The sequence below is a fragment of the Acinetobacter celticus genome (assembly GCF_001707755.1).
Classification (GTDB): Bacteria; Pseudomonadota; Gammaproteobacteria; order Pseudomonadales; family Moraxellaceae; genus Acinetobacter; species Acinetobacter celticus.
The window spans coordinates 148,212-173,960 of the sequence record NZ_MBDL01000001.1 but is presented as its reverse complement, the minus strand read 5'-3'; the positions used below and the strand labels follow the sequence as shown (position 1 = coordinate 173,960).

The 25,749-nt window shown below is 41.6% G+C and carries 23 protein-coding genes; 12 read left to right on the top strand and 11 right to left on the bottom strand.

Going from position 1 to position 25,749, the window contains the following annotated elements; all coding sequences use genetic code 11:
• Positions 1 to 45: 45 nt before the first annotated feature.
• Complete coding sequence (locus tag BBP83_RS00795) at positions 46 to 1,452, bottom strand: type IV pilus assembly protein FimV (RefSeq protein ID WP_068885942.1); 1,407 nt, start codon at positions 1,450 to 1,452, stop codon at positions 46 to 48.
• 148 nt (positions 1,453 to 1,600) lie between these two features.
• Positions 1,601 to 2,719, bottom strand: coding sequence for an aspartate-semialdehyde dehydrogenase (gene asd, locus BBP83_RS00790; protein WP_068885526.1), 1,119 nt, complete (start codon positions 2,717 to 2,719; stop codon positions 1,601 to 1,603).
• Positions 2,720 to 2,907: 188 nt separating this feature from the next.
• On the opposite strand from asd, the gene BBP83_RS00785 reads away from it, so the two are divergent.
• Positions 2,908 to 4,023 (top strand): endonuclease/exonuclease/phosphatase family protein, encoded by a 1,116-nt coding sequence (locus BBP83_RS00785; protein ID WP_068885525.1) that lies wholly within the window; start codon positions 2,908 to 2,910, stop codon positions 4,021 to 4,023.
• Positions 4,024 to 4,469: 446 nt separating this feature from the next.
• Here BBP83_RS00785 and BBP83_RS00775 read toward each other — a convergent pair whose 3' ends face one another.
• The 4 genes from BBP83_RS00775 to BBP83_RS00760 all read right to left on the bottom strand — a co-directional run bounded on the left by BBP83_RS00775 (position 4,470) and on the right by BBP83_RS00760 (position 9,502).
• Positions 4,470 to 5,570 (bottom strand): glycosyltransferase family 4 protein, encoded by a 1,101-nt coding sequence (locus BBP83_RS00775; RefSeq protein ID WP_068885524.1) that lies wholly within the window; start codon positions 5,568 to 5,570, stop codon positions 4,470 to 4,472.
• A gap of 34 nt (positions 5,571 to 5,604) precedes the next feature.
• A complete protein-coding gene (gene lpxL / locus BBP83_RS00770; RefSeq protein ID WP_068885523.1) occupies positions 5,605 to 6,540 on the bottom strand; it encodes an LpxL/LpxP family Kdo(2)-lipid IV(A) lauroyl/palmitoleoyl acyltransferase in 936 nt (311 codons plus the stop codon).
• 102 nt (positions 6,541 to 6,642) lie between these two features.
• Positions 6,643 to 7,404 (bottom strand): 3-oxoacyl-ACP reductase, encoded by a 762-nt coding sequence (locus tag BBP83_RS00765; protein WP_068885522.1) that lies wholly within the window; start codon positions 7,402 to 7,404, stop codon positions 6,643 to 6,645.
• 205 nt (positions 7,405 to 7,609) lie between these two features.
• Positions 7,610 to 9,502 (bottom strand): ATP-binding cassette domain-containing protein, encoded by a 1,893-nt coding sequence (locus BBP83_RS00760; RefSeq protein WP_068885521.1) that lies wholly within the window; start codon positions 9,500 to 9,502, stop codon positions 7,610 to 7,612.
• 35 nt (positions 9,503 to 9,537) lie between these two features.
• On the opposite strand from BBP83_RS00760, the gene BBP83_RS00755 reads away from it, so the two are divergent.
• The 6 genes from BBP83_RS00755 to BBP83_RS00730 all read left to right on the top strand — a co-directional run bounded on the left by BBP83_RS00755 (position 9,538) and on the right by BBP83_RS00730 (position 15,854).
• Complete coding sequence (locus BBP83_RS00755; RefSeq protein WP_068885520.1) at positions 9,538 to 9,783, top strand: SlyX family protein; 246 nt, start codon at positions 9,538 to 9,540, stop codon at positions 9,781 to 9,783.
• A 199-nt stretch (positions 9,784 to 9,982) separates the two neighbouring features.
• A complete protein-coding gene (locus BBP83_RS00750) occupies positions 9,983 to 10,975 on the top strand; it encodes a hypothetical protein (RefSeq protein ID WP_068885519.1) in 993 nt (330 codons plus the stop codon).
• A 71-nt stretch (positions 10,976 to 11,046) separates the two neighbouring features.
• Entirely contained in the window at positions 11,047 to 11,496 is a 450-nt protein-coding gene (locus BBP83_RS00745; RefSeq protein ID WP_068885518.1) for an ammonium transporter, read from the top strand.
• Positions 11,497 to 11,532: 36 nt separating this feature from the next.
• Entirely contained in the window at positions 11,533 to 14,175 is a 2,643-nt protein-coding gene (gene topA / locus BBP83_RS00740) for a type I DNA topoisomerase (RefSeq protein WP_068885517.1), read from the top strand.
• Between the two features lie 205 nt (positions 14,176 to 14,380).
• Complete coding sequence (locus BBP83_RS00735) at positions 14,381 to 15,139, top strand: hypothetical protein (protein ID WP_068885516.1); 759 nt, start codon at positions 14,381 to 14,383, stop codon at positions 15,137 to 15,139.
• A 139-nt stretch (positions 15,140 to 15,278) separates the two neighbouring features.
• Complete coding sequence (locus BBP83_RS00730) at positions 15,279 to 15,854, top strand: HdeD family acid-resistance protein (protein ID WP_068885515.1); 576 nt, start codon at positions 15,279 to 15,281, stop codon at positions 15,852 to 15,854.
• A gap of 94 nt (positions 15,855 to 15,948) precedes the next feature.
• Here BBP83_RS00730 and BBP83_RS00725 read toward each other — a convergent pair whose 3' ends face one another.
• Positions 15,949 to 16,398 carry a carboxymuconolactone decarboxylase family protein gene (locus tag BBP83_RS00725; RefSeq protein WP_068885514.1) on the bottom strand — a complete coding sequence of 150 codons (450 nt, stop codon included), beginning with the start codon at positions 16,396 to 16,398 and terminating at the stop codon, positions 15,949 to 15,951.
• 95 nt (positions 16,399 to 16,493) lie between these two features.
• Between BBP83_RS00725 and BBP83_RS00720 the strand changes: the two genes are divergently transcribed.
• The 5 genes from BBP83_RS00720 (at position 16,494) to BBP83_RS00695 (ending at position 21,294) form a co-directional block, all read left to right on the top strand.
• Positions 16,494 to 17,639: a glycerate kinase family protein gene (locus BBP83_RS00720; RefSeq protein WP_068885513.1), complete on the top strand. Its 1,146-nt coding sequence runs from the start codon at positions 16,494 to 16,496 to the stop codon at positions 17,637 to 17,639.
• Between the two features lie 227 nt (positions 17,640 to 17,866).
• The gene (locus tag BBP83_RS00710) at positions 17,867 to 19,855 is read left to right on the top strand and encodes an ATP-dependent helicase (protein ID WP_068885511.1); all 1,989 of its coding nucleotides are present in this window, start codon (positions 17,867 to 17,869) and stop codon (positions 19,853 to 19,855) included.
• A gap of 83 nt (positions 19,856 to 19,938) precedes the next feature.
• On the top strand, positions 19,939 to 20,217 hold the full coding sequence (locus tag BBP83_RS00705) for an RNA recognition motif domain-containing protein (RefSeq protein ID WP_068885510.1): 279 nt from the start codon (positions 19,939 to 19,941) through the stop codon (positions 20,215 to 20,217).
• A 190-nt stretch (positions 20,218 to 20,407) separates the two neighbouring features.
• The gene (locus BBP83_RS00700; protein WP_068885509.1) at positions 20,408 to 20,911 is read left to right on the top strand and encodes a DUF6586 family protein; all 504 of its coding nucleotides are present in this window, start codon (positions 20,408 to 20,410) and stop codon (positions 20,909 to 20,911) included.
• A 104-nt stretch (positions 20,912 to 21,015) separates the two neighbouring features.
• Positions 21,016 to 21,294, top strand: a complete 279-nt coding sequence (locus BBP83_RS00695) for a hypothetical protein (RefSeq protein ID WP_068885508.1) — start codon at positions 21,016 to 21,018, stop codon at positions 21,292 to 21,294.
• Positions 21,295 to 21,865: 571 nt separating this feature from the next.
• On the opposite strand, the gene BBP83_RS00685 is transcribed toward BBP83_RS00695, so the two are convergent.
• The 4 genes from BBP83_RS00685 to BBP83_RS00670 form a co-directional block, all read right to left on the bottom strand.
• Positions 21,866 to 23,584: a cation:proton antiporter gene (locus BBP83_RS00685; RefSeq protein ID WP_068885507.1), complete on the bottom strand. Its 1,719-nt coding sequence runs from the start codon at positions 23,582 to 23,584 to the stop codon at positions 21,866 to 21,868.
• A gap of 141 nt (positions 23,585 to 23,725) precedes the next feature.
• Positions 23,726 to 23,881 (bottom strand): 50S ribosomal protein L33, encoded by a 156-nt coding sequence (gene rpmG / locus BBP83_RS00680; RefSeq protein WP_001205031.1) that lies wholly within the window; start codon positions 23,879 to 23,881, stop codon positions 23,726 to 23,728.
• A gap of 12 nt (positions 23,882 to 23,893) precedes the next feature.
• A complete protein-coding gene (gene rpmB / locus BBP83_RS00675; RefSeq protein ID WP_068885506.1) occupies positions 23,894 to 24,130 on the bottom strand; it encodes a 50S ribosomal protein L28 in 237 nt (78 codons plus the stop codon).
• 162 nt (positions 24,131 to 24,292) lie between these two features.
• The gene (locus BBP83_RS00670; RefSeq protein WP_068885505.1) at positions 24,293 to 25,741 is read right to left on the bottom strand and encodes a coniferyl aldehyde dehydrogenase; all 1,449 of its coding nucleotides are present in this window, start codon (positions 25,739 to 25,741) and stop codon (positions 24,293 to 24,295) included.
• Between the last annotated feature and the right edge of the window lie 8 nt (positions 25,742 to 25,749).

The window sequence follows — 25,749 nt, the reverse complement described above, 5'->3', positions numbered from 1 at the left end:
CGTTGCTAGGGTGTGCTCATCCTTTTGAATCATCATATGTAACATTTAGTTTGTTGGCTTTTTCTCTACCTGGCGTGCTTTCAGTTGTTGCTGTAGCTGGGCAAGTCGAGTATTTAATAATTGAATTCTATGATCCTTCTGATTTAACGCCAATTCTAAATGGGTTACGTTTCTCTGTAATTTAACGGTTTTTTCACGAGCTGTCATAACTTTTAATGATAACTCGTTTGAGGTTTGGTTGGTTTCTGTGGTTTTATTTGCAGAAGCGTGAGCCGAATCTTGTATTTTCTCTGCAATCAGACTCATTTCCGCCTGATTCAAACGGTATTTGGTTTTCCCTGCTTGTGTCGATGGGACTTTGGCTAACTCTGCAGCAGACACTTTGGCGCGTTCTTTAGGCATGGTATTGGCATCGAGGTTGAGTGCAACTCCTCGTCGTAATAGGTTGGCATTACCATGAATAAAGGCATGTTCATTATTGGCCTTAATTTTTTTCATCACCTCTGCCACAGGGCGATTTTGTTCCGCTGCAATACGTGAAGCAATACCCCAAAGAGTTTCATTGGATTGAACAACATATTGTGGTGATGCTTTCGAAGGCGTTGTTAGGTCAGTTTGAGTGGCTGATTGTTCTGGAGTTGGTTGTGCTTGGGCCGAAGGCGTCGCCATTTTTTGGGCCGCCATTTCATCTGCAAACTTTCTAACCAACGGGTCATTCGACACATTGCCAGAAGCATTATTTACTGTACCCGATGCGTTGGTTGCGTTTTCTGGAGATGTCAGGTGTGGTGCTTCACTTTTAGGTAATGGTGATAATGCAGAGGATTCTGTTTGTATTTGTACCGAGTTCGATACCTCCCCAGTTGGTGCATTGCTATTATTCATTAAATTGGGTGGTGTTGCTCGATTTACTGCAAGTGGTGATTCACTCGTTTTTAACGATGTAATAGGTTTGATGGCTGCATATTGCGTACTTGTTGGTAAATTTAGCGCAATATCTTTCTCATTACGAATAATGATGGGTGCTAGAGCTTGCTCATTGCGCCCAAGTAGTCGCTGCGAATTGGTCGTGCTACGTTTTAATGGGGTTTTAATATGTTGCAGGCGTGCAGAAGTACCTTCCTGAATTTTCACAATAATATTCAGTTCTGCATCGGTCATAGGGCGTGATGACGTAATGGTAATAACGCCTGCACCTGTGCCATCTCTGCGGGTAAAAAAGTTTAAATGCCCTGGAGGTTGATGCCCTGTACCCATAGCAATCAGATCTTCGGCAGAAGCGAGCCCCGCTTGCAAAGATAAATCTGGATCTGCATTACGAAAATTAATTTCTGCATACAAAAGTTCCCCAGGTTCCGACTGAATTTGAATCGGGTCAAGCATAATTGCATGAATGTTCTGCGAAGCAATAATGGCTAAAATGGCAATCTTTAATTTGTTATATACATTCATCTTAATCTTTAGCTCAGGCGCTGCCGCATAGCGAAAATGATAGATTAACGGCATGTTGGAGAATTGTAAAATATTAACAAGAATTCCACATAAAAAAGCCGATCAATTGAGATCGGCTTTTTTAGCTATAAATATTATTTACATCAATTTAAGCATTTTTATAGTCAATTAAGATACGTAACATACGGCGTAAAGGTTCTGCCGCGCCCCAAAGTAATTGGTCGCCCACAGTAAATGCGCCAAGATATTCTTTGCCCATATTGAGTTTACGTAAACGTCCGACAGGGACAGACAATGTTCCTGTTACAGCCACAGGAGTTAGATCCGTCATAGACGCTTCACGAGTATTTGGAACCACTTTTGCCCATTGGTTCGCACTACGTAACATATCTTCAATTTCGTCTAGTGGCACATCTTTTTTCAGCTTTAAAGTTAAAGCTTGAGAGTGACAACGCATGGCACCAATACGGACACAATGACCATCAATTGGAACAATCTGTTGGTTGCCTAAAATTTTATTGGTTTCAACTTGACCTTTCCATTCTTCTTTCGACTGACCACTGTCCAGCTGTTTATCGATATAAGGAATGAGTGAGCCTGCTAAAGGCACGCCGAAGTTTGCCGATGGGAAACCTTCACCACGTTGTAATTGTGCAATTTTAGAGTCAATGTCCAAAATTGGTGAACGTGGGTCATCCAGCAAATCTTTAGTATTGTTATATAAATAACCCATGCCGTTGATTAGTTCACGCATGTTTTGCGCGCCCGCACCAGAAGCAGCTTGGTACGTCATAGACGTTGCCCATTCCACTAAATTATTTTGGAATAAACCGCCCAGACCCATCAACATTAACGATACTGTACAGTTACCGCCAACAAACGTTTTTGTCCCGTTGATTAAGCCATCTTTAATGACGTGCATATTTACTGGGTCAAGTACAATGATGGCTTCATCATCCATACGCAGGGTAGATGCGGCATCAATCCAGTAGCCATTCCAGCCTTCAGCTTTGAGCTTTGGGAATACTTCAGTGGTGTAGTCGCCACCTTGACAGGTAATAATGACATCCATTTGCTTCAGACTATTAATGTCTGATGCATCCATAAGTGCTGGGGCAGTTTTACCGCCAAACGCAGGCGCTTCACCGCCAGCATTACTGGTAGAAAAATAAAACGGCTCGAAATGAGCAAAATCGTTTTCTTCAACCATACGTTGCATCAGGACAGAACCAACCATCCCGCGCCAACCGACCAGACCTACTTTCATGTCACTTTGCCTCGGTGCGTTAAAAAATAAAGAGGGGTTTGAGTGTATCAAAAGAGCGCGCAACTGCAAGCGCTACAGAATGAAAACATCATTTATATTGTGCAATATATCTTGTTTATGTTACATGCAAAATTGATATAAATTTATGAATCACTCAAAAATTAAGAATATTAAGTTGAGCGAAGAAGATGATTTGGATTGAGATTTTGGCGGGAGTGGTCATCTGGTTGACGTTTTGGTCATTGATTCCGCGCGATGAATGGTGGTTCCGTGGAGCTGATTTTCCACGCTTACAAATTTTAGCTTTAGGTATTATTGCATTAGTCTTGTTATGGCTTTGGCCCCAAGCTTGGGATTTAAGCCGTGAAATACTTGTGATCGGACTGATTGTGGCCTTGCTCTATCAGTTGAAAATGGTATTGCCTTATACTTTTTTATGGAAAAAGCAGGTTAAAAAAGTCAAAAAGACCCAGTTAAATCCTGAACGCCAAATTTCATTGATTGTGTCTAATGTACTCACCACCAATACTCAATATCATTTATTACGCGCTGAAATAGAAAAATATCGACCCGATTTAGTCCTGACTTTGGAAACGGATCAGACTTGGCAAAATGAATTAGCCACACTTGAGCAAGATTATCCATACCGTGTACCTGTGCCCTTAGACAATTTGTATGGTATGCATTTATATAGCCGCTTAGCTTTACAACAGACAGAAGTGAAATTCATTTTAAGCGATGAAATTCCCTCAATTTACACCACGGTTATCTTGCCTTCAGGCGAACCTGTGCAACTGTATTGTTTACATCCGAAACCACCGAGTCCAACCGAAGCGAAAGACTCAACCTTAAGAGATGCCGAGCTTCTTATTGTTGGGAATCAGATTAAAGATTTAGATAAAAGTTGTATTGTGATGGGCGACTTGAATGATGTGGCATGGTCACGAACCACGCGGTTGTTTCAGCGTATTAGTGGCTTACTTGACCCGCGGGTAGGTCGTCATTATGTCAATACCTTTCATGCGGACTATCCGTTCCTACGTTGGTCGCTCGATCATGTTTTTCATAGCACAGATTTTGCTTTGGTTCAAATGAAACGCCTACCACACATAGGTTCAGATCATTTTCCAGTTTATGTGGTTTTACAGACGGGACGTATTTTTGAGCAGATACAACAGCAGTTAGAGCAAACGGATGCCGATGAGCAAGATGCGCAGGAAGCGATTCAGGATGGTATTGAAAAAGCAGAAAAAGAAGAAAAAAGAGTGACTGATGAAATCGCCCAAAATTATAAGGATGGCTAAAATATCATAGCTGTTGAAAGGCATGTAATAGAAAAGTGTAAGAAATGGCTTACAACAATTTCGGTTGATAGCGAATAGGCAACGGTTTAAAAATATCTTATTCTTGCTTCATCGGCATATGGAACAGGGAATGGAATATCCCACTAAGGAAGACGACGCTGATCGAAGCCATCATGGAGATGATGCAGGGCAGGAACGCCAACCAAAAGAATAATAAGACTTGTGAAAGCACAACCTCATAGGCCCGAGTTTTGCAGGATGCAGAACTCGGGTTTGGTTTATTTAAGCGTGGAAAATGAGGCCGTATTTATTGATAACAATGCAAGAATTTAAAAACTATATGGTCAACGTTACTGCTTGAGCACACGATGCTTGACTGAAAAGCCTTTCAACTGCTCCGTTCGTCCAGATACTGATAAACTAAGCAAAGTAATTGGGAATGGCATTTACTTTAGAATTTGTTTGTACACATCTAAAGTTTGATCACACATCTCTTTTAAGCTAAAGATATTTACAGGTTGGACTTGTTGCGGTTCATCAATATGCTTTTGTATGGCCTTCAATAACGCCACTTGATTATCTACATCAATTAAACCTTGTGGGTAAAGTTGAGATAAAATTTCTGCAACACCGCCACGGTTCCAGCCAATCACAGGCGTTCCCACAGACAGTGCTTCTAAGGCTGTACGTCCAAATGTTTCTGCCTGATTGGACAGCGACAAGACAACATCGCTAAAGGCTAGCCATTCGCGGATATCGGAACGATGGCCAACAAAGGTAATTCTGTTAGTTAAACCTTTGGCTTGAATGGCATTTTGCATTTCTTGTAAATAGGCCACTTTTTTCGGATCTGCACCGCCAACCACGACGGCATGTAACTGTGGATACTGCTGATGTAATTGTTGGATGAGTGCAATTAAGCTTTCATGTCCTTTTAAACGTGTAATGCGACCCGGCAGACACAGCAAAAATTTATTTTCCAATTCAGGAAAATCTTTAATTGTTTGATTGAGCCATTCTGCTGAGGGTTGATAGCCATGTGGAAAGGCTTGTGGATCAATCCCACGATAAATACGCACAATATCTTCAGCTGGGCAATTTTTGTAATAGTCTTGAATGTACTGCACCACACTGTCCGAAACAGCAATGACTTTTTCAGCCTGCGTCATAATTTGGCTATAGCGATTAACTGAATAAAAACCGTGCACCGTACTAATCAGGTGTGGACGTTGATTGGCAGGAATACCTTTTAGAGCAAAATGGGTGAGCCAAGCGGGCACACGCGAACGGACATGGACAATATCAGGGCGATGTTGCTGAATCAGTTTTCTGAGTGGACGAATTTGCCAAAGACTAGATAAGGCTTTTTTATGGATAGCTAAGGTTAAGTGTGTCGAGCCTTCAATTTCTAATTGATTCACTAGACGCCCCCCATTTGAAACCACAAGAGATTCATGACCATCGGCAATTAATGCCTTAGCAATTTCAAGGGTGCCACGTTCCACACCACCACTGTTGAGTTCGGGTAAAAGTTGCATGACTTTCATGGCACTATTCTCTCTTGTTTTGTGGGGTTAGAACTTAATAAATTTTTTCAAAGCCTTCAGGACGGGTTTTAAAACGACGGTGAAACCACATGTATTGTGTAGGTGCAATACGAAGCTGTCTTTCAATAATTTGATTTACGCGGGTGGCATCTGCAACTTCATCTTCACTTGGGAAATTGTCTAAAGCAGGTTCGAGTAACACATGATAACGTGGGTCTTTAATGTCCCCATCGCGGTAGAAATACAGCGGAACCGCAGCTGCTTTTGATATTTTCATTAAACGACGGTGTGCAGTGACAGTAGCTGCAGGTACACCAAAAAATGGTGCCATCACCCCTTGTTTTAAACCAAAGTCTTGGTCGGGGCTATACCAAATGGCTTGCCCATTTTTCAACAAGCGAATCAGGCCACGCATATCATCATGGTCAATCTGATGCTCAAAAATATTTGCACGACAACGGTAAACTAACATGTCTAAAAGCGGATTGTTTTGTGGACGGTAAACCACCCCCATTTTAAAGAACTGTTCACAGAGATAACCGCCTGCATCTAACAGCGTTGAATGCGTGCTTAAGAGTAAAGCGCCTTGACCTTCTGCCTGCACTTTTTGTAGATGTTCTAAGCCTTCGACATTAAAGCGATTTTTAAACCATTCAGGGCAATACCATGCATTCAGTGTTTCAAAAATACCAATCATTTGGTCGATAAACACTTGGCGCACTTTGTCCTGTACTTGTTCTGCTGACCATTCAGGAAAGCAGACTTCAAGATTGCGTACTGCAATTTTTCGACGCGATTTTAAATATTTAAATGCTACATTGCCCAGAACGGTAGCCAAGCGGTATTGAATGGCCCAAGGGAGTATCGCCAAGATCATCAGAAACACGATGCCAATCCAGATACCCCAATATTGGGGTAATAAGAATGACCATTGGAATTGACCGGGTTGATAATCTGGCTTTTGACTCATATGCGCGAAATCAGATACTGAAAAATAGAGTTTAGTTTAGCATGAAGCTGAATTGAAAGAGAAAATTCAGCTTGTCTGATGCAGGTTATGGACTTGTTCAGCTTAGCCTTTGACCAGCCCGCCATCGACAATCAGGTTTTGCCCGGTGACTGCACGTGAGTAAGGCGATAAAAACATCATGATGGCAGAGGCGAATTCTTCTGGTGTCGTCACGCGGCGTAGTGGGGTAGAGGCTGCAATAATCTCAAACACGGCATCGGGTGTGGCTTTACTGGCATCTGTGGTTTGTAACAGACCACCTGACAGCATATTCACATTAATGCCATATTGTCCTAAATCTTGTGAAGCCGTACGGGTGAAGGCCAAGAGTGCGGCTTTGGCAGCGGTATAGTCATGATAGGGTACAACAGGGTTTTGAACCAGATTGGTACCAATATTCACGATACGTCCGAAATGCGCTTGTTTCATGTCGTCCAGTGCAACTTGCAGGGTGTTTAAAGACGCCAATACTGCACCATCAAATTGGCGTGTCATGGTCAATGCCGTGAGGTCTTCAATTTTAGGACGGGCATCACCATTAAATTCGAAGTGAATGAGCGCATTATTAACAATGGAGTGAATAGCCGAACCGAAATGCTGTTTTGTGGCAGCAAATAACTGCTCAACTTGTGCTTTGTCTGTGACATCGGCTTGAAAGGCAAAAACTTGGTTTGGAAATTGTTGTGCCAATTGTTCTGCTTGTACTTTACTGGACAGATAGTTCACCACCACGCGCGCGCCTTCAGCAATGAGGGTTTGAGTGATGGCTAAACCTAAGCCACGTGCTCCACCAGTGACTAAAACAATTTGATCGCGAATTTGCATAATTCAAGCCTGTTTCAAAAAATTAACAAACCTTAACAAGCTTGCCAGAAAAAGCCAAAGGGAAATGATGAACCCAATTCAATTTTGCTTTTAATCTTGCACAGTGTGCATAAGAGGTCATCATGGTGCTTATAAAAATAAGAGACAAAAATGCCGTATCGAAATACGGCATTTTTTAAGCGTTTTGATTGTTTGAGGTGTCAGATTAACCTTTAGATAGGTTTTCTAAAGTTTCCCAACGCTCTAGTTTTTCTAGTAATTGCTCATCAATTGCCGCTAGACGTGCTGAAAGTTTCATGGCTTGGTCGTTGTTGGAAACAAACAAAGTACCATCAGCAAGTTTTGCGTTAATTTCAGCTTGTTCTTTTTCAAGCGCTTCCATTTCAGCAGGTAACTGTTCCAAAGCGCGTTGATCTTTGTAGCTCAATTTGGCTTTTTTAGGTGTCGCGGCTTCTGCTTTGGCAAGCGCTTTTTTTACATCACTTTTTTGATCAACGGCTGTTTGGTCTGGACGCTGTTCAAGATAATCTTGATAGCCACCGACATATTCATCAATATGACCTTTACCATCAAATACCCAAGTCGATGTTACGACGTTGTCCATAAAGGCACGGTCATGCGAGATGAGCAACAATGTACCTTTGTAGCCACCGAGCATTTCTTCAAGAAGCTCTAACGTCACCATGTCTAAGTCATTGGTTGGCTCATCCATCACAATTAAATTTGATGGTTTAAGCAATAATTTCGCCAATAAAATACGGTTACGCTCACCACCCGACAATGCTTTGACAGGAGTACGTGCGCGTTCTGGTGAAAATAGGAAGTCTTGTAGATAGCTGTAAATATGACGACGGCCACCATTCACATCGACAAAATCTGAACCTTCAGAAACGTTATCTTTCACTGATTTTTCAAGATCAAGTGCATTACGCAATTGGTCAAAATAAGCCACTTCAAGTTGCGTACCTGTTTTGACAGTTCCGCCATGCTCAAGTTCGCCTAAAATGGCTTTAATGAGTGTGGTTTTACCGACACCGTTGTCACCGACTAAACCAATACGGTCACCACGTAAAACCAATGCAGAGAAGTCTTTAATGATTGGCTCTTGATTGCCAAAAGCAACACTGAGATGTTCAATGTCAAAGACCAATTTACCTGAGCGATTGGCGTCTTGCGTTGCCATACTGACTTTGCCTTGCTGTGAACGGCGCGCTCTTGATTCTTCACGTAAATCTTTTAATGCGCGAACACGACCTTCATTACGGGTACGACGCGCTTTAATCCCTTGGCGAATCCAAACCTCTTCTTCAGCCAGTTTTTTATCAAACAAGGCATTTTGCTTTTCTTCCGCTTCCATCTGCATGGCTTTTAGCTCAAGGTAGCGTGAGTAGTTACCTTCATAACTACGCAACGTGCCACGATCTAGCTCTACAATACGGGTCGCAATGCTGTCGACAAATGAACGGTCATGCGAAATAAATAATAAAGTTAAATTATTTTGGTCGAGGAGGAATTTCTCTAACCATTCAATACTTTCAACGTCCAAATGGTTGGTTGGCTCGTCCAGTAATAAAACGTCAGGTTGAGTTAAAAGCGCACGAGCCAAAAGCACACGACGCTTACGACCGCCAGATAAATCGGCAAGATCAGCATCTGGGTCTAAACCCATTTTGCTTAAAATAGAATTGACTTTGGTTTCTAAAGCCCAACCATCCAGCTGATCCATTTTATGTTGCAGATTACCCATACGGTCACAAGCGTCCATATCACCCAGTACGCAAGCATCGCTGGCTGCGTGATAGGCTCTAAGCACTTCAGACGCTTCACCTGCGCCATCAGCCACAATGTCAGCCACTTTGCCTGAGTCCATCGGTACATCTTGCGCCAACATAGAAATGGTAATGCCATTTTGCAACGAAACTTCACCTGAATCGGGCAATAAGCTTCCCTCAATCAGTTTAAGTAAAGTAGACTTACCTTCACCATTACGGCCAATCAAACACACCCGTTCGCCGCGTTCTAAGCTAAAACTCGCGCCGTCGAGCAGGGCAGGTCCACCAAACGCAAGTTGGACATCCCTTAAAGTAATATAGGCCATAATGTTTCCTGAAAAATCTCAAATGAGGACTTGAAGTGTCTAAACAACAGAATATTGATAATCAAGCGCCATTGTCCGCACCCATTGAAGATTTGCAAGTCCGAATTGCATTTTTAGATGATTTAGTTGATCAATTAAATGATCAGGTCGTACGTCAAAGCATCGAAATTGCTGATTTAAAAGCACAAATGCAACTTATTTACCAACGTATCGAATCTGCCGATTTATCTGAGGGAATTGCTACTTTCGACCCAATGACCAACCGTCCGCCACATTATTGAGATAACTGGTATCCATGGTCAATTTAAAGGTTGTTGGTCTTGCGGTCAGAATGAGCCAAATTTATGGCGTATTGGGTTCATGAGCTTGAGCAAGATTTCTGCAGAAGATTGCTTGAAAGCACTTTTTTATTATTGACCTTTTTCACGCAAGCCGTTGTAATGCACGGCATATCGCCTCTTTGCCAAATACTCCAATTTTATGACTGCTCAAGCCGTACTGCTCGATCTGCAAAACAATATGCCTACTGCGCAATTATTGCGTAATATCATCGAGCATTATCCAGTGCTATATCTGTTTAATTGCCAAGGGAATTTTGAATATTCTCTGCAAGATTTAACAGAGTTTTCGAGTTGGATCAGTAGTGGGCAGGTGGTCATTTTAGATACGGCTACGTCTCCTCAGAAAGAATTTGAATATGCGGTGATTGTCGGGCAATTAATGGCATTACTTGAAGACGACACGCATGTGGAAATTATTTCTGCGCAAGGTAGCAGTGAAATGCTACTCAACATGATGCAAGAAACGGGTATTCAGGCGAACTTAATTCAGGTGCAGCCAGCAGAGTCTGCGGTTGAACTATCTAAATATAAAATGCCAAGTATCGAAAAAATTAAAACTGCACCTTATTTGCAAATGGTCAAACAATATTGTGATGCCATTGCCAAGACCACAGCTAAACCACAAACCTTAGACTCACTGAAAAACTCTGTTGCGAATATTTTGCATGTGCTCCCTGAAAAGGCGCAGCATCTTGTTGGCATGTTGATTAATCTAAAAATAGTTAAACGTTATGATGAACAGATCAATTTTCGTAAAAAAGTACTGAAAAAATGGTCACAGTTACGTTTAGATGAAGATGCCGTGCCAGTATCAAAAAATATGCAGGATGCATTTTCTCAACTGAATTTACCGCAAGTCGTGGAAGAAAAAGCAACTCCAATTACACCAAATGCCCCGCAAGATTTATATGCCAATTTTAATAAAATTGATTTGCTCCAGCTTCAAGTAATGAAAAAACTACATGAATTAAAAGAAAAAAAACCTAAAGACATTTATGCTTTACGAGATTTACTGGAACAATTATTTCCAAAATCTGATATTCGTTTATTGTTAAAAGAGCTGATTGATAAAGGCTATATTTACTGGAATGGTCACGAAGTATTGTACAGCCATGAAATGTTCTTGAATTAATTTTTGTCGCCGTAACTTGCCTTTTATATTGCGCTTATGCAACTCTAATAAAGGAAGATAAAGGTTGTAGTATGGAAAATACAGGTATTTGGGTCGTTGGTTTCATCATTTTTTTTGTTTTAGGCTCAATTTTAGGGCTTCGGGTTAGCCCGAGAGAAAAAGCCTTGGGTCTAATGCGCGAGAAAGCACGCAAGATGGGGCTACATCCACGTTTAGTGGTTGCGCCCGATTGGACAAAAATTCCAAGGGCCTCTGAAAGCCGCGCCAGTATGGTTGCATATTACAGTGTATTACTTCCAAATGCGCGCTTGCCATTAATGCGTGCACGGGTGGTGGATCAAAAATTACAGCTTGTACATGGCGATGACAAGTTTAAAGATTTACCCGTCGTATTAAAGGGCATTTATGCTATTGATATGCAGGCAAACTGTGTAGGACTCTATTGGGAAGAAGAATCCGATTTGAGAGCGACCCAGTTGGACGATATCAAGGCGTATTTGCATTCTTTGGCAGAACTTTAATTTTATACCCATTAAAAACAGGATTAACGGTCAATTATGGCGAACGCTCCTCGGTCCACATCCAAAAGTGCGACAGCAAAATCATCTGATGCTGGGAAGAAACGTGCTTTAGTGATTGTGGAGTCGCCTGCAAAAGCGAAAACAATCAATAAGTACCTTGGTTCTGACTACATTGTAAAATCATCGGTTGGTCACGTACGTGATTTGCCCACTGGTGGTTCATCTAAAACGGCAGAGAAAAAACCAACCGCCCGTGCTAAATTAACTGATGAACAGAAGGCAGAAAAAGCCCAATCAGCATTAGTGAACCGTATGGGTGTAGACCCTGAACATGACTGGAAAGCGCACTATGAAGTGCTTCCAGGCAAAGAACATGTCGTATCAGAACTGAAAAAACTTGCCTCGCAAGTGGACGAAATCTATCTCGCAACGGATATGGACAGGGAAGGGGAAGCTATTGCTTGGCATTTAAAAGAAGTGATTGGTGGTGATGATTCACGTTATCAACGTGTGGTCTTCAACGAAATTACCAAAAATGCCATTCAAGAAGCCTTTAAACACCCTTCACGCTTAGATATTGATAAGGTCAATGCACAGCAAGCACGTCGTTTCTTAGACCGTGTGGTTGGCTTTATGATTTCACCTTTACTGTGGGAAAAAATTGCCCGTGGTTTGTCTGCGGGCCGTGTTCAGTCCGTGGCAGTAAAGTTGGTGGTTGAGCGTGAACGCGAAATCCGTGCTTTTATTCCTGAAGAATACTGGCAGGTTTTTGCAGACACTCAGTCAGAAAAAGATCAGATTCGTTTAGAAGCCGTGAAACAAGGTGGGAAAACTTTAAGACTGCAAAATAAAGCTCAAACAGATGCTTTATTAAATATTTTAAAAGATGCGGAATACAAAGTTTCTGTTCGTGAAGATAAACCCACCAAGGTGAATCCAAGCGCGCCGTATATCACTTCGACTTTGCAACAAGCAGCCAGCACACGTTTAGGTTTTTCTGTAAAGAAAACCATGACCATGGCACAGCGCTTGTATGAAGCAGGTTTTATTACCTATATGCGTACCGACTCAACATTCTTAAGTGATGATGCGGTGAGTATGGTACGCAGTCATATTGAATCTGAGTTTGGCGCCAAATATTTACCTGCCCAACCCAATAAATATGGCAATAAAGCCGGTGCACAAGAAGCCCATGAAGCCATTCGCCCATCGAGTGTTGCGCTAAAAGGCGATAGCTTGGTTGGGGTAGACCGCGATGCACAGCGTTTATATGATTTGATTTGGCGTCAGTTTGTGGCCTGTCAAATGACATCTGCGCAGTATTTATCTTCTACCATTTTAGTCGATGCCAATGGCGTAGAGCTAAAAGCCAAAGGCCGTACTTTGGTGTTTGATGGTTTTACCAAAGTGCGTGGCGCCAATAAAGCCGATGACGATATTTTATTACCAGCAGTGAAAGTTGGCGAAGTCTTAAAGCTTGAGAAGTTAGATCCATCTCAACACTTTACCAAGCCACCTGCACGTTTCACTGAAGCATCATTGGTGAAAGAATTAGAGAAGAAAGGCATTGGCCGTCCATCGACCTATGCAGCGATTATTTCGACCATTCAAGACCGTGGTTATGTAAAAATTGACAACCGTCGTCTTTTTGCTGAAAAAATGGGCGAAATTGTCACGGATCGTCTGGACGAAAACTTTAATAACTTGATGAATTATGCGTTTACTGCAGATTTGGAAAGTCAGTTAGATAAAGTTGCAGACGGCGAACGCAATTGGAAAGAGCTGTTAGATAACTTCTATGGTGACTTCAAAACGCGTTTAACCACAGCACAGGGCGAAAACGGGATGCGCCGTAATTTACCTGTAGAAGTGGAAGCGGTGCATTGTAAAGAATGTGATCGTCCAATGCAGATTCGTACAGGAACGACGGGCGTGTTCTTGGGTTGCTCAGGCTATAATTTGCCACCTAAAGAACGTTGCAAAGGCACTTTAAACTTAACACCAGTTGAGTCACTTGCCGCACTTTCAGATGACGACAGTGCTGAAACTGCAGATTTAATGTCGAAAAAACGTTGTCCAATTTGCGAAACCGCTATGGATAGCTACGTGATTGACGGTGGTCGTAAACTGCATATCTGTGGGAATAACCCTGATTGTTCTGGTTTTGAACTGGAAGAAGGCGAGTTTAAAATTAAGGGTTATGACGGCCCGACCATTCCATGTGATAAATGTGAGGGTGAAATGCAGTTAAAAACAGGTCGTTTCGGCCCGTATTTTGCCTGCACCAGTTGTGACAATACTCGTAAAGTCTTAAAGAGTGGTCAGCCTGCGCCACCTCGTGTTGACCCAATTAAAATGGAACACTTGCGTTCAACCAAGCACGATGACTTTTTTGTGCTTCGTGATGGTGCTGCCGGTTTATTCTTGGCGGCCAGTAAATTTCCGAAAATTCGTGAAACGCGTGCACCGAAAGTGGCCGAATTACGTACTGTGGCAGAGCAAATTGATCCGAAGTACCAATTTATTTTGCAAGCGCCAGACCAAGACCCAGAAGGGAATCCGACATTGGTGAAATTCAGTAGAAAGAATCAAACTCAATATATTGGTTCTGAAAATGCTGAAGGCAAGCAGACCAAATGGTCACTGGTTTACCAAGACGGTAAATGGGTTGAAGCTTAAGCTTTAAAATGATTGAAAAAATGCTGACGAAAGTCGGCATTTTTTTATTGTTGATGAGATGGATATTTGGACTAGAAAAACTGAATAATTGAGGGCTTATAGTTATACAGCACTGATTCTGGACGGCTAAAAGTAAAAGACAATATTCAATGTATCTGTTCTAATAGCCTTCGAAAATAATTTTAAAAATAGAGAACTTGGGGCTATGTGGAAAACAATACGTGTGCTGTGTTTATTACTCATTTTGTTTATTGTTGCAGTGAATGCATGGAAAGATCGTAATCAAGATTGGAGTAAACCCATTTTTGTTTTATTGCATCCAGTAAATGCAGATGGTCTTCTGTCTACCCAGCACTATATTCAGCAGTTAACGGCCAATGATTTACAAGGCGCACAGCAATATTTACAGGGGTATGCACAACAATATCGTCATCAACCAACATATTTTTATTTTAATTTAGGACGTGAACTTAAGCAGGTTCCACCCAAAGTGCCAAATGATGCCAACATGTTGGGCGTGATGCTGTGGAGTTTAAAATTTCGTTTCTACGCATGGAAACAACGCCAAAGTTCAGATGGTGCGCCGAGTGTGACGCTGTTTTTAAATTATTATGATCCGTCACAGACCAAAGAACTGAAGCATTCGACTGCTTTAGAGAATGGCCGTATTGGTTCGGTGAACTTGTTTGCATCGAAAAAGCAATCTGCACAAAACAAAATTATTATTGTGCATGAATTGCTACATGCCTTTGGTGCCACAGATAAATATGAGCTGGCGACAGGACAACCGATTTACCCGATTGGCTATGCCTTTCCAGATCAAAAGCCACTATTTCCTCAAGCTAAAGCAGAACTAATGGCAGGCCATATTCCAGTGTCTGAAACCAAAAGTAAAATGCCAGAGAATTTAGAGCAAACGATTATTAATCCACAAACCGCAGCTGAAATGGGCTGGATTAAGTAAATTGGTCGGTGCGGATAACCCAACATTTATCCACAAATGACGTGGTCGGAGTCGCTACAGAATGAATAACTTTTAGACTTTAGCTTGTCAAAAAATCATGTTAAAACTAAATCATCCTTACTAATACTTGAGAATAAATATGAAAACTGTAGGAAATGATTTGGTTCGTCGTCAGTTGCATCATAACCGCAAGTGGTACATTGGCTTAGGTTTTTTACTGACCATTTTTGGCCTTGTATTGTTGGCTTCGCTCCCTTTTGCGACCTTATCCGCTGTATTTATTTTTGGTGTGCTAATGATGGTGGGGGGCATATTACACTTGCTTGCAGCCTTCAAAATTTTTGAGGGTGGGTTTCGGTGGTTTTGGGCGCTGTTTGGCGTATTGTATTTGGTTGCAGGGTATTATGCGTTTAGTACCCCTGTCAAAACCGCGATTGTTCTGACCAATGTCTTGGCGATTATTTTAATTATTGCGGGTGTTATTCGTATTTTTAACGCCATTTTATTTCGTGGTTTACAGGGCTGGGGCTGGACATTGTTCTCTGGCTTATTGACCTTGGCTGCCGGTGTGATGATTTTAAAATCACCAGATGCGCCGTTTTGGGTATTGGGTTTGTTCCTTGCAATTGATATTCTATTTCAAGGCATTAACTATCTTAGTTTTGCGTCCTATATTAAACATGAAGTACCTAAAAGTTCAGCCGAAACAAAGTAAATAGTATGTATTGAAGCTTTTGTTTCATGATTGATCTATAAAAAAATGCCCAAGTTTGATGACTTGGGCATTTTTTATTGCAGTCATTTTACGATCAAGGTTTGACGCTATAGCGACTACTGATGGCAATACGGTTCCATGTATTAATCACAATGGCTAACCATTCAATCGCGCTAATTTGCACATCAGTTAGAAAGGGAAGAGCATCTTCATAGATCGCATCTGGCACTTGACCTTCAGCAACTAAAGTAATGGCTTCTATCAAGCTAAGCGCAGCGCATTCAGCCTCATCATAATATTCAGTTTCACGCCATGCATTGAGTAGGCTAATCCGTTCAGCTGTTTCACCACTTTTTAGTGCATCCTGAGTGTGTAGGCGTATGCAAAAAGCACATTGGTTGATTTGCGATGCCCGTAATTTCAGCAAATGCGCAAAGCCTTCATCTAAATTGGCTTCTTGCATTTTATGCATGGCAAGACTATCCAGTTCAGCAACTTTTTTATATAAGTCAGGCGCAGATTGACCTAAATTGATTCGAGACATGAGATTTCTTCTGGAAATAAATTTTATTGAGTCTAAATGAAAATGTAGGGTAAAACATGCTTAACTCACGATAGCACTTACATAGCCCACCTTCTATGAAAACATTTATTCTTGCCCCTGACTCATTTAAAGAAAGCCTGACGGCTGAACAGGCCTGCATTGCCATGCAACGTGGTATTCAGACTGTTTTTCCAGACGCAGAATGTATTCATGTGCCGATGGCTGACGGCGGCGAAGGTACAGTCGATGCTGTGCTTATGGCCATGCAAGGACAGCGGATCAACTGCGAAGTGAAAGGGCCTTTGCCCCCGCAAAAAGTACAGACGTATTTTGGTCTGATTGAACAGGGCAAAACCGCAGTGATTGAAATGGCCAAAGCCAATGGTATTCATTTGCTTCAGGCAATAGAACGCAATCCTTTACTTACCTCCACTTTTGGCACGGGAGAAATGATTATTCAGGCTCTAAATACAGGTGTTTCTAAAATTATAATTGGGCTGGGCGGTAGTGTGACCAATGATGGTGGCGCTGGAATGGTACAGGCGCTGGGAGCTGTTTTTTTAGATATTCATGGGAATGTCATTCAAGGCTGTGGTGGGGAACTTAATCGTATTCATAGTATCGATTTAAGCGCCTTAGACCCACGATTAAAGCAGGTTGAGATCCTCATTGCCTCCGATGTGAATAATCTGCTCTGCGGGCCAAATGGAGCATCTATAGTTTTTGGCCCACAAAAGGGTGCTTCAGCTGAAATGGTGCAACAGTTAGATTCGAATTTAAGGCATTTTGCAGATGTGGTGAAACATACGATGGGTCAGGACTTTCGTGATGTTTTTGGTGCAGGAGCAGCAGGCGGTTTAGGTTTTGGTTTGATAGCATTTACCCATGCCAAAATTCAGTCGGGTGCAACATTAATGATTGAACACACGCATTTAGCTGAAAAAATTGCGCAAGCCGATTATGTATTGACAGGTGAGGGCAAAATTGATTTTCAGACCAAGTTTGGTAAAACGCCGTGGGCTGTAGCACAAGTGGCAAAGTCATTGAATAAACCTGTGATGGCTTTTGCGGGGGTGCTTGGTGAAGGAATTGATGAATTATATCAACAAGGCTTTAGTCAAATTGTTGGTATTAACCCAGCCGACTGTACCTTGGAAGAGGCCATGAAAAATGCGGAAGTGAATTTGGAAAATGCAGTCGCGAACAGTTTAAGAGCGTTTGGGGAAATTGCTAAGCAATAGAGATTTCTTTCAAAATGAAAAATTTCTTTTGTGCAGGCTAGATTGAAGGCTATCCCTAAATCTCAATCTGGTGGATGGCATCTTTATTTTCTTCATGTGAGGTTGAATAGATTTGGCCTGATCATTGTCATTTATGTCTTTGCTAAAGACTCAGTGGTGTTTTTCGCATTAAGCTTTCTGCTAGTAGCTCTGTTAAACTATCCGCCTCCCAAGCACGATGAGACACCATGAGTTTAGCCAGCCTGATTGACGAATTAAATCCTCAACAAAAACAAGCCGCCACCACAGACAGTAAACATAGTTTGGTCTTGGCAGGTGCAGGCTGTGGCAAAACCAAAACCATCGTGGCACGGGCAGCCTACTTGATTGATCAAGGCGTACCAGCCAATCAAATTCAAATTTTAACCTTTACTCGTCGCGCAGCCAGTGAAATTGTGGCGCGGGTCGAATTGGCATTGGGCGAACAAGCCAAAGGGTTGCGTGCATCGACTTTTCATACTTTTTGTATGTATTTATTACGTCGTCTTCCAAAAGCCTTTGGCCTAGAGCAGTTTTCAATTATTGATCGTGATGATCAGATGATGCTGTTTCGTCTGATTCGCGGGAAAGATGATAAAAATAATCCAAATCAACTACCTAAACCCAAAGAGCTATGCGATTTATATTCTTTTGCGCGTAATACCCGCCAAAAACTCAGTTTGGCTTTAGAAAAGCAAATGCCTGAATTTCTGGACATGAAAGATGAAATTGCAGTCATCATGAAGGAATATGAAACACGGAAACAGGCCCGTAGTTTTTTAGATTACGATGATATTTTGGCGGTGGTGGCATCTGCTTTAGCCCAGTCTGATGGCTTGGCTGAGTATGTCGCTTCGATTTGCCAACATATGTTGGTTGATGAAATGCAGGACACCAATCCCTTACAATGGGCTTTGTTAGAACCGCTAAAAGAACGTACCCATTTATTTTGTGTGGGCGATGACGCACAGTCCATTTATGGTTTTCGTGGTGCAGACTTTGAAAATATTCACCACTTTAAAGAACGTGTACCTGATGCGCAGATTTTTAAATTAGAAAAAAATTATCGTTCGACACAGCAAATTTTAGACTTATCAAACTGGTTGTTAGAACAAAGCCCAATTCAATATGACAAACATTTAGATGCTTACCGTGGTGATGGCATCAAGCCCAAAATGCATGTGTTTCCCAATGAATTTGATGAAGCCAAGTGGATTGCGATTGATATTAAAGAACGCCATTACCTAGAAGGTGCAAAGTGGAATGAGCACATGGTTTTGGTACGCTCAAGCTTTGCGGCTCGTCATATTGAAGCAGCCTGTATTGCCGCCAATATTCCTTATCGTTTTATTGGTGGCATGAAATTGCTTGAAACGGCCCATGTGAAAGACTTACTGAGTTTATTGCGGGTGGTGGCAAATCCACTTGATGATATTGCTTGGATGCGTTTTTTAACGTTATGGAATGGCGTTGGTGACATGGGCGCTAGCAAGTTATCACATCAGTTATTGCAAGAACCCGAAATGGATGCCATTACCCAAAAGCTAGAAAAATTTGGCAAAGTACCTGATCGGGCCATTTTAATGATGAAACAGATGATGGTCATTCGTCATGAAGTAAAAGAGTGCGTTAGTCTTGCGATTCAAGCCATTGAAGAACAGCTTTCTGAAAATTATAAAAAAGACTGGCACCGCCGTCAGGGGGACTTTGAATTGGTCAAGCAATTGGCTTCTAAACATGCTCAGCTGAGTGAGTTTTTAGAAGAATATGTGCTCGATCCTGTATCCATCAGTGAAATTGAACGTCAGTCAGAAGATGATGTGGTTACTCTCATCACCATTCACTCGGCCAAAGGTACAGAGCAAAACGTTTGCTACGTGGCCAATGTGACAGCAGGACAATACCCGCATGCGCGTGCGCAAGGCAATTTTGATGATGTGGAAGAAGAGCGCCGTGTACTGTATGTGGCATTAACACGTGCAAAAAATGAATTGATTTTGACCAAACAAAATTTAAATTTATGGGCCCGAGATACCGTGGATGAGCAAGGCCGTAAAGTTGAAAGTTATTTTTTAAATGATTTAACCCGAAATTTATGCACCACAGAAACTCATTATAGACCCCGTCAACAAACAGTAAAAAGTGCCTTAATTGAACGACAATCGATTAATTTAGATTTTGGTATTGATCTCGATTAAACTAGTACAAAATCGTTTTGTGCAAAAAGTAGAGTAGGCGCGTGCTTTTTGATATTTTTTGCCTATCTTCTTAAGGTTATCAGATGAAAATTTTAGTTCGTAATTTAGAGCGTACCGTTGGCGAAGCAGAATTGCTTGAACTATTTAAAGCATATGGCACGGTAAAATCATGTACTTTGGTCATGGATCCGACAACAGGTAAATCGAAAGGTTTTGCTTTTGTAGACATGCCACATGGCCGTGAAGCGGTGAAAGCCATTAAAGGTTTAAATACACTGCGTTTGCATGGACATGGTATTCGAGTAAAACAGGCAGAAAATAAGCCTGAAGTGAAAGCTGACGTTAAGTCAGAAGCAAAATAAAGATAAAAAGGAGCTATGGCTCCTTTTTTATTGGGTGGAAAATGAAAAAGACCTATCCAACACTGTCGATTGTGTAGCCCGCAAAATCTATTTTATTGAAATCGATCATGCATAATATTTATTGTGATTTTTTGATATTTGCGTTTAAGCTAAATACTGTACTAAAAGCCAAAATTTAGGAAATCTATTCATGTCCCGTGTTGCTCGTTTTCATGCTGATCGCACCAATCAAAAACTGTATTTTGCCCGCCTTGCATGCCAACAGGCAGAACAGGTCGATCATATTCAGCAAGCACAGGCATTGCGTGAGTCGGCTGTATTTCATTTGCATGGCGCTATTTTGGCTTTCTTGCAAGAATTGGTGCGCTACTATCGCTTAAATGATGTTTCACCGACGCTAAAGTCAATTGAAGAGCACATGGCTGACAAAGGTCAAGTATCACCTGAAGTTGCAGTGATGCAACAATTAGCAAAGCACGGTTTTATTGCGGAACTTAAACGTGCTTATCGGATGTGCCAATATGCACCAGAGCCTAGTACGCCTGAACCAGAAGAAGAAACATCTTCAAACTTGATTATCAAAGTGACACAAACGCCTCAAGCTTGGTTGCCCGATACTAAAATTTTACGTGAATGGCACCGTGATTTGACACAGTTGATTGACGGTTTTCGTAATGAGATGGTTGAATTTTAAGTCGATGCTTAGCTCTTGAATTTACAAATTTGATCCCGATATATAATAGTCTAAGCAATGCAAAGCGCTCATGCCTTTGCCACCATGTTGAGCATGGAGGAACTATGTCTATACAACAATTGAAAGAATTATTTGGAAATCAGGAAGCGGTTTTGGAACTGGTTCAGCTGGAAGGCGGTGAATTAGCATTGCGCAATGCGGGGTCAGAAAAAGAACCTTTGGTTGTCATCCATTTTAATGAAGAAGTGAAAGCCTTATTGGGGGATCAGACCCCCGTGGTTGCACAGCAGATGATTCAAGCTGCGCTATATAGCTTGCTGGAAAAACAAGTCAATGAATGGCAAGCTGAAGTTATCGATGAAAAACCGCAATTTATGAGCTAATACGTTGAAAAAACGCACCATAAGGTGCGTTTTTTATTGCGACTTTAGTTAAAGTTTTAATTTGTACTGAGTTGTTCAGGCGACATAAACATTGCCCCTAAAAATACAATAAAAATACAATAAAAATACAATAAAAATACAATAAAAATACAATAAAAATACAATAAAAATACAATAAAAATACAATAAAAATACCAATGAGCTGTAAGAAAAACGGATTTTTAGCATCTTGCCAATACAAAATTAAGAATACAATGGAGATGGGATAAAAGAACAAACAACCCAGTCCCCATAGAAGGCTATTTTTAAAGGCAGCAATAAAAAAACCAATGCCACCAATGAGTACGATAGCGAACCCCAAATAGATCAATAACATTTTTTTTCTCTCTATAAGCGCAACCCAATGTGCTGTCGTTTTTTATTTATTTTATAAAGTTTTAAAATAAATTCAATGCTTTATATTTTTAATTATTTTTATTGGAAAATTGTTTCGCTCGTAATCATCAACCTAAGACAAAAAATAAGGTTGGACTTAAACAGTACAACCTCACCTTTCGCCTTGCTTGAGCGTTTAATGCGTAGGCGCTTCATGATGTGCAAGTTGAATTTGATTCAAAATATGATTGCTCATATTTTTGGCCATTTCCTCTTTTGCAAAATAGACTTCGCCAATGTTGTCACGGCGAATAACCTCAGCTTCTTCTTTGCTGGCTGCACAGACCAATACTTGAATTTGAGGGTTCAAGGTCTTAGCAATGTCCACAATTTTATGAATATCTAAAATATCCATGGGGGACAGCACCAACAAGCGCGCATGCTGAATATGTGCTTGAATCAGTACGCTTGGTTCAGTCGCCATACCAGAAACAGCAGCAATGCCTTTTTCACGCAAGTCTTCAACAATTTCACGGTTTTCTTCAGCAATAACCACCTTAATGTTTTCTTCCATTAAGCTACGGGTAATTCGTCGACCGACTTCACCATGACCGACAATGACCACTTGATCACGCAGGTAATCTTGTGGAACTTCATCTGGAAGCATGGCTAATGGGTCACCACTACGTTCTAGCATTCGTGCCAAATTCGAGCGTTCACGAATCCATTTTTGAATAGGTTCAACTGCCGAAAACACAAATGAATTCAAGGTGATTGAGATTAAAGCACCTGCCAAAATCAGGTTTTGACCTTCTAGTGACAAGAGGTTTAAAGAAACGCCTAAGGCTGCCAAGATAAACGAAAACTCGCCAATTTGCGCCAAGCTTGCGCCCACAGTCAGAGCTGTATTGACGGGGTAGCGAAAAAATAAGACCAAGGCCATGGCGGCAATGGTTTTACCAATCATAATGATGGCGACCACAGCCAGCACATGCAACGGTTGCTCAATAATGATGCGCGGGTCAAACAACATACCAACGGCAACAAAAAAGAGAATGGCAAAAATTTCACGTAAAGGGAGCGTTTCTTCTTCCGCACGATGGCTGAAGTCTGATTCTTTGACCACCATACCGGCAAAGAAAGCCCCAAGCGCCATGGAAACACCAAAGAATTTATAGGCACCAAAGGCAATAGAAACAGCGGCAGCAACAACGGTTAAGGTGAAAAGTTCACGTGAACCTAAGCGCGCAACAATTTGCATAATCATTGGAACTAAACGTTTACCAATAATCAACATAAAGGCAATAAAGCCCACAACCTTTAATAAGGTGGTGCCAAGAGTAAGCCAAATGTTTTCATCACTAGCAGCATCTGCCAATGGTTGACCACCTAACAGAACAGCTGTTGCAGGCAGTAATACCAAGGCCAAGACCATGACCAAGTCTTCTACCAATAGCCAGCCCACGGCAATTTTCCCGTTAACGGAGTCTAATAAACCACGGTCACCAAGGGCTTTAAGTAATACAACGGTACTGGCGCAGGACAGGCTTAGACCAAAAACGAGGGCAGAACCAAAGCTCCATCCCCAGATAATTGATACCCCCATCCCTAATAGCGTGGCGACTGCAATTTGCAAAATAGCGCCAGGTAAGGCAATTCGTCTAACTTGCATTAAATCATTGAGTGAAAAATGCATGCCAACGCCAAACATCAGAAACATTACGCCAAGTTCAGCCAATTGATTGGCTAAATGAATATCACCGACAATACCTGGAGTGTTTGGGCTGATAATGATGCCAGCGATTAAATAGCCAATGAGTGGAGGGAGCCGTAAACGGGCGGCGATATAGCCAAAAATAAGGGCTAAACCAAAGCCTGCAGCGAGTAATATTATGAGATCTACATCATGAGGCACTAAAAACTCCTTAAGCCAAGGTTAAGGGGAATAAAAATAAGCACAAGCTGTGCTAAAAAGACTCAGAAAGTGTAGCAAGCTGAGAAAAAAAAATGCAAAAAAAAACGACCTAGAAAGGCCGCTTTTTTCAAAAAACTAAAATTATTTAATTTTAGCTTCTTTAAAAATTACGTGTTGACGGATTTTTGGATCAAATTTTTTGATTTCCATTTTTTCCGGCATAGTGCGTTTGTTCTTAGTAGTGGTATAGAAATAACCTGTACCAGCAGAAGAAACTAGGCGAATTTTATCACGCATGGTTCAGACTCCTTAGATCTTTTGACCTTGAGCACGAAGGTCAGCAATAACCTTTTCAATGCCCAATTTGTCGATAATACGCATACCTTTAGGGGTTAGACGAAGACGTACAAAACGTTTTTCGGTTTCTAACCAGAAACGGTGGTGGTGCAGGTTCGGCTCGAACCGGCGTTTGGTTTTGTTATTGGCGTGCGAGACGTTGTTGCCAACGACTGGACGCTTGCCGGTAACTTGGCAAACCTTAGACATGGTGAACTCCATTGCTAGACAGTGTCGATTGTGCTGCTAGTCATTAAAAGTAAACGGATGAAATCATTCAAGGGGCGTTTTATACCAAAAATACGCTTAAAAGACAAGCGATTTATAGTAAAACTGTGCATGAGGCCGTTCAATAGCTCATGCCTTGATCAGTTAGCGTAAAAGAGTCTTTGAAATCAGCTTGTGAATCGGCTTATTAAACGGTGGGAGAATGAATTTCAAGCTATACAGCTTTGGATTAGACATTACTGACCGTTCATGCGACAAACTGAAAAAACCTTCTGGACCGTGATATTTTCCCATACCCGATGCACCAACACCACCAAACGGCAGATCGTCCTGTGCAACATGAGTCAATACGGTGTTTTGCCCAAAATGCCCTGAATGAGTACGCTGTGCGACATAATCGGCACGCGCTTGATCAAAGTCGAAGTAGTATAATGCAAGTGGACGCGGTCGGCTATTAATAAACTCAATAACATCGTCGATTTGATCATATTCCATGATGGGAAGGATCGGCCCGAAGATTTCATTTTGCATAATGGTCATGTCTGGCGTAATGCCAGTCAGTAAAGTGGGTGCAATTTTTCTAACTGTCGCGACATCTTCATGTTGTGGGTTCAGTTCAATGATTTGTGCGCCTTGTTCGCGTGCATTGTCTAAATAGCCTTGTAGACGGTTATATTGTTTATCATTAATAATAGACGTGTAATCTTGATTGTAGGCAAGGCTAGGATACATCTCTGTCGCGCAGGCCTGAAAGCGTTCAATAAATTCGGCTGTTTTACCACGTGGTAAGAATAAATAGTCAGGGGCAACACAGGTTTGACCTGCATTCCACAGTTTACCAACAGCTAAGCGCTCTGCAACGTCTTGTAAATCTATTGAAGGATGAACCAAAACGGGTGATTTTCCACCTAATTCTAAAATGACAGGCACCAAATTTTCAGCGGCGGCCGCCATGACAGTTTTTCCGACATTGGTTGAACCAGTGAAAATCATTTTGTCAAAAGCCAGATGGCTAAATGCATCAGATATCGCACCGCCACCATTAATGACGGCGACTAATTCTTGAGGAAAGGCTTCAGCCAAGGCTTTTTCGAGTACGCTACCAAAGCGCGCGGATGCACTAGAAATTTTAATCATGGCATGGTTGCCGGCCGCCAATGCACAAATGAGTGGGCCAACAGACAGAAGTAAAGGGTAGTTCCATGGTGTAATAATGCCTACTACACCTAAGGGTTGATACTGCACCCATGCTTTAGCAGGTTGATGAATAATACCGATATGACGCTTGGATGGTTTCATCCATTGGGTTAAATGCTTGCTATAATATTTAATCTGTTCAAGACATGTGAGTAACTCGCCAATTTTAGTTTCACCAATTGAGCGGTTACCATAGTCTTGATTAATTGCTTCGGCAAATTGATCTTGGTACTTAACTAAGATACGCTTAAGTCGCGCTAAACGATCAATACGCTCTTTTGCTGTCGGCAATGGATAGCGTAAATAGGCGTGTTTTTGTTGTTCTAGCACAGTATGCATGTGTTGAACGTCAAAAGAATGTGGTGTCATTGATGTTGTTTTTGTCTGACTGTTCATGTTTCACT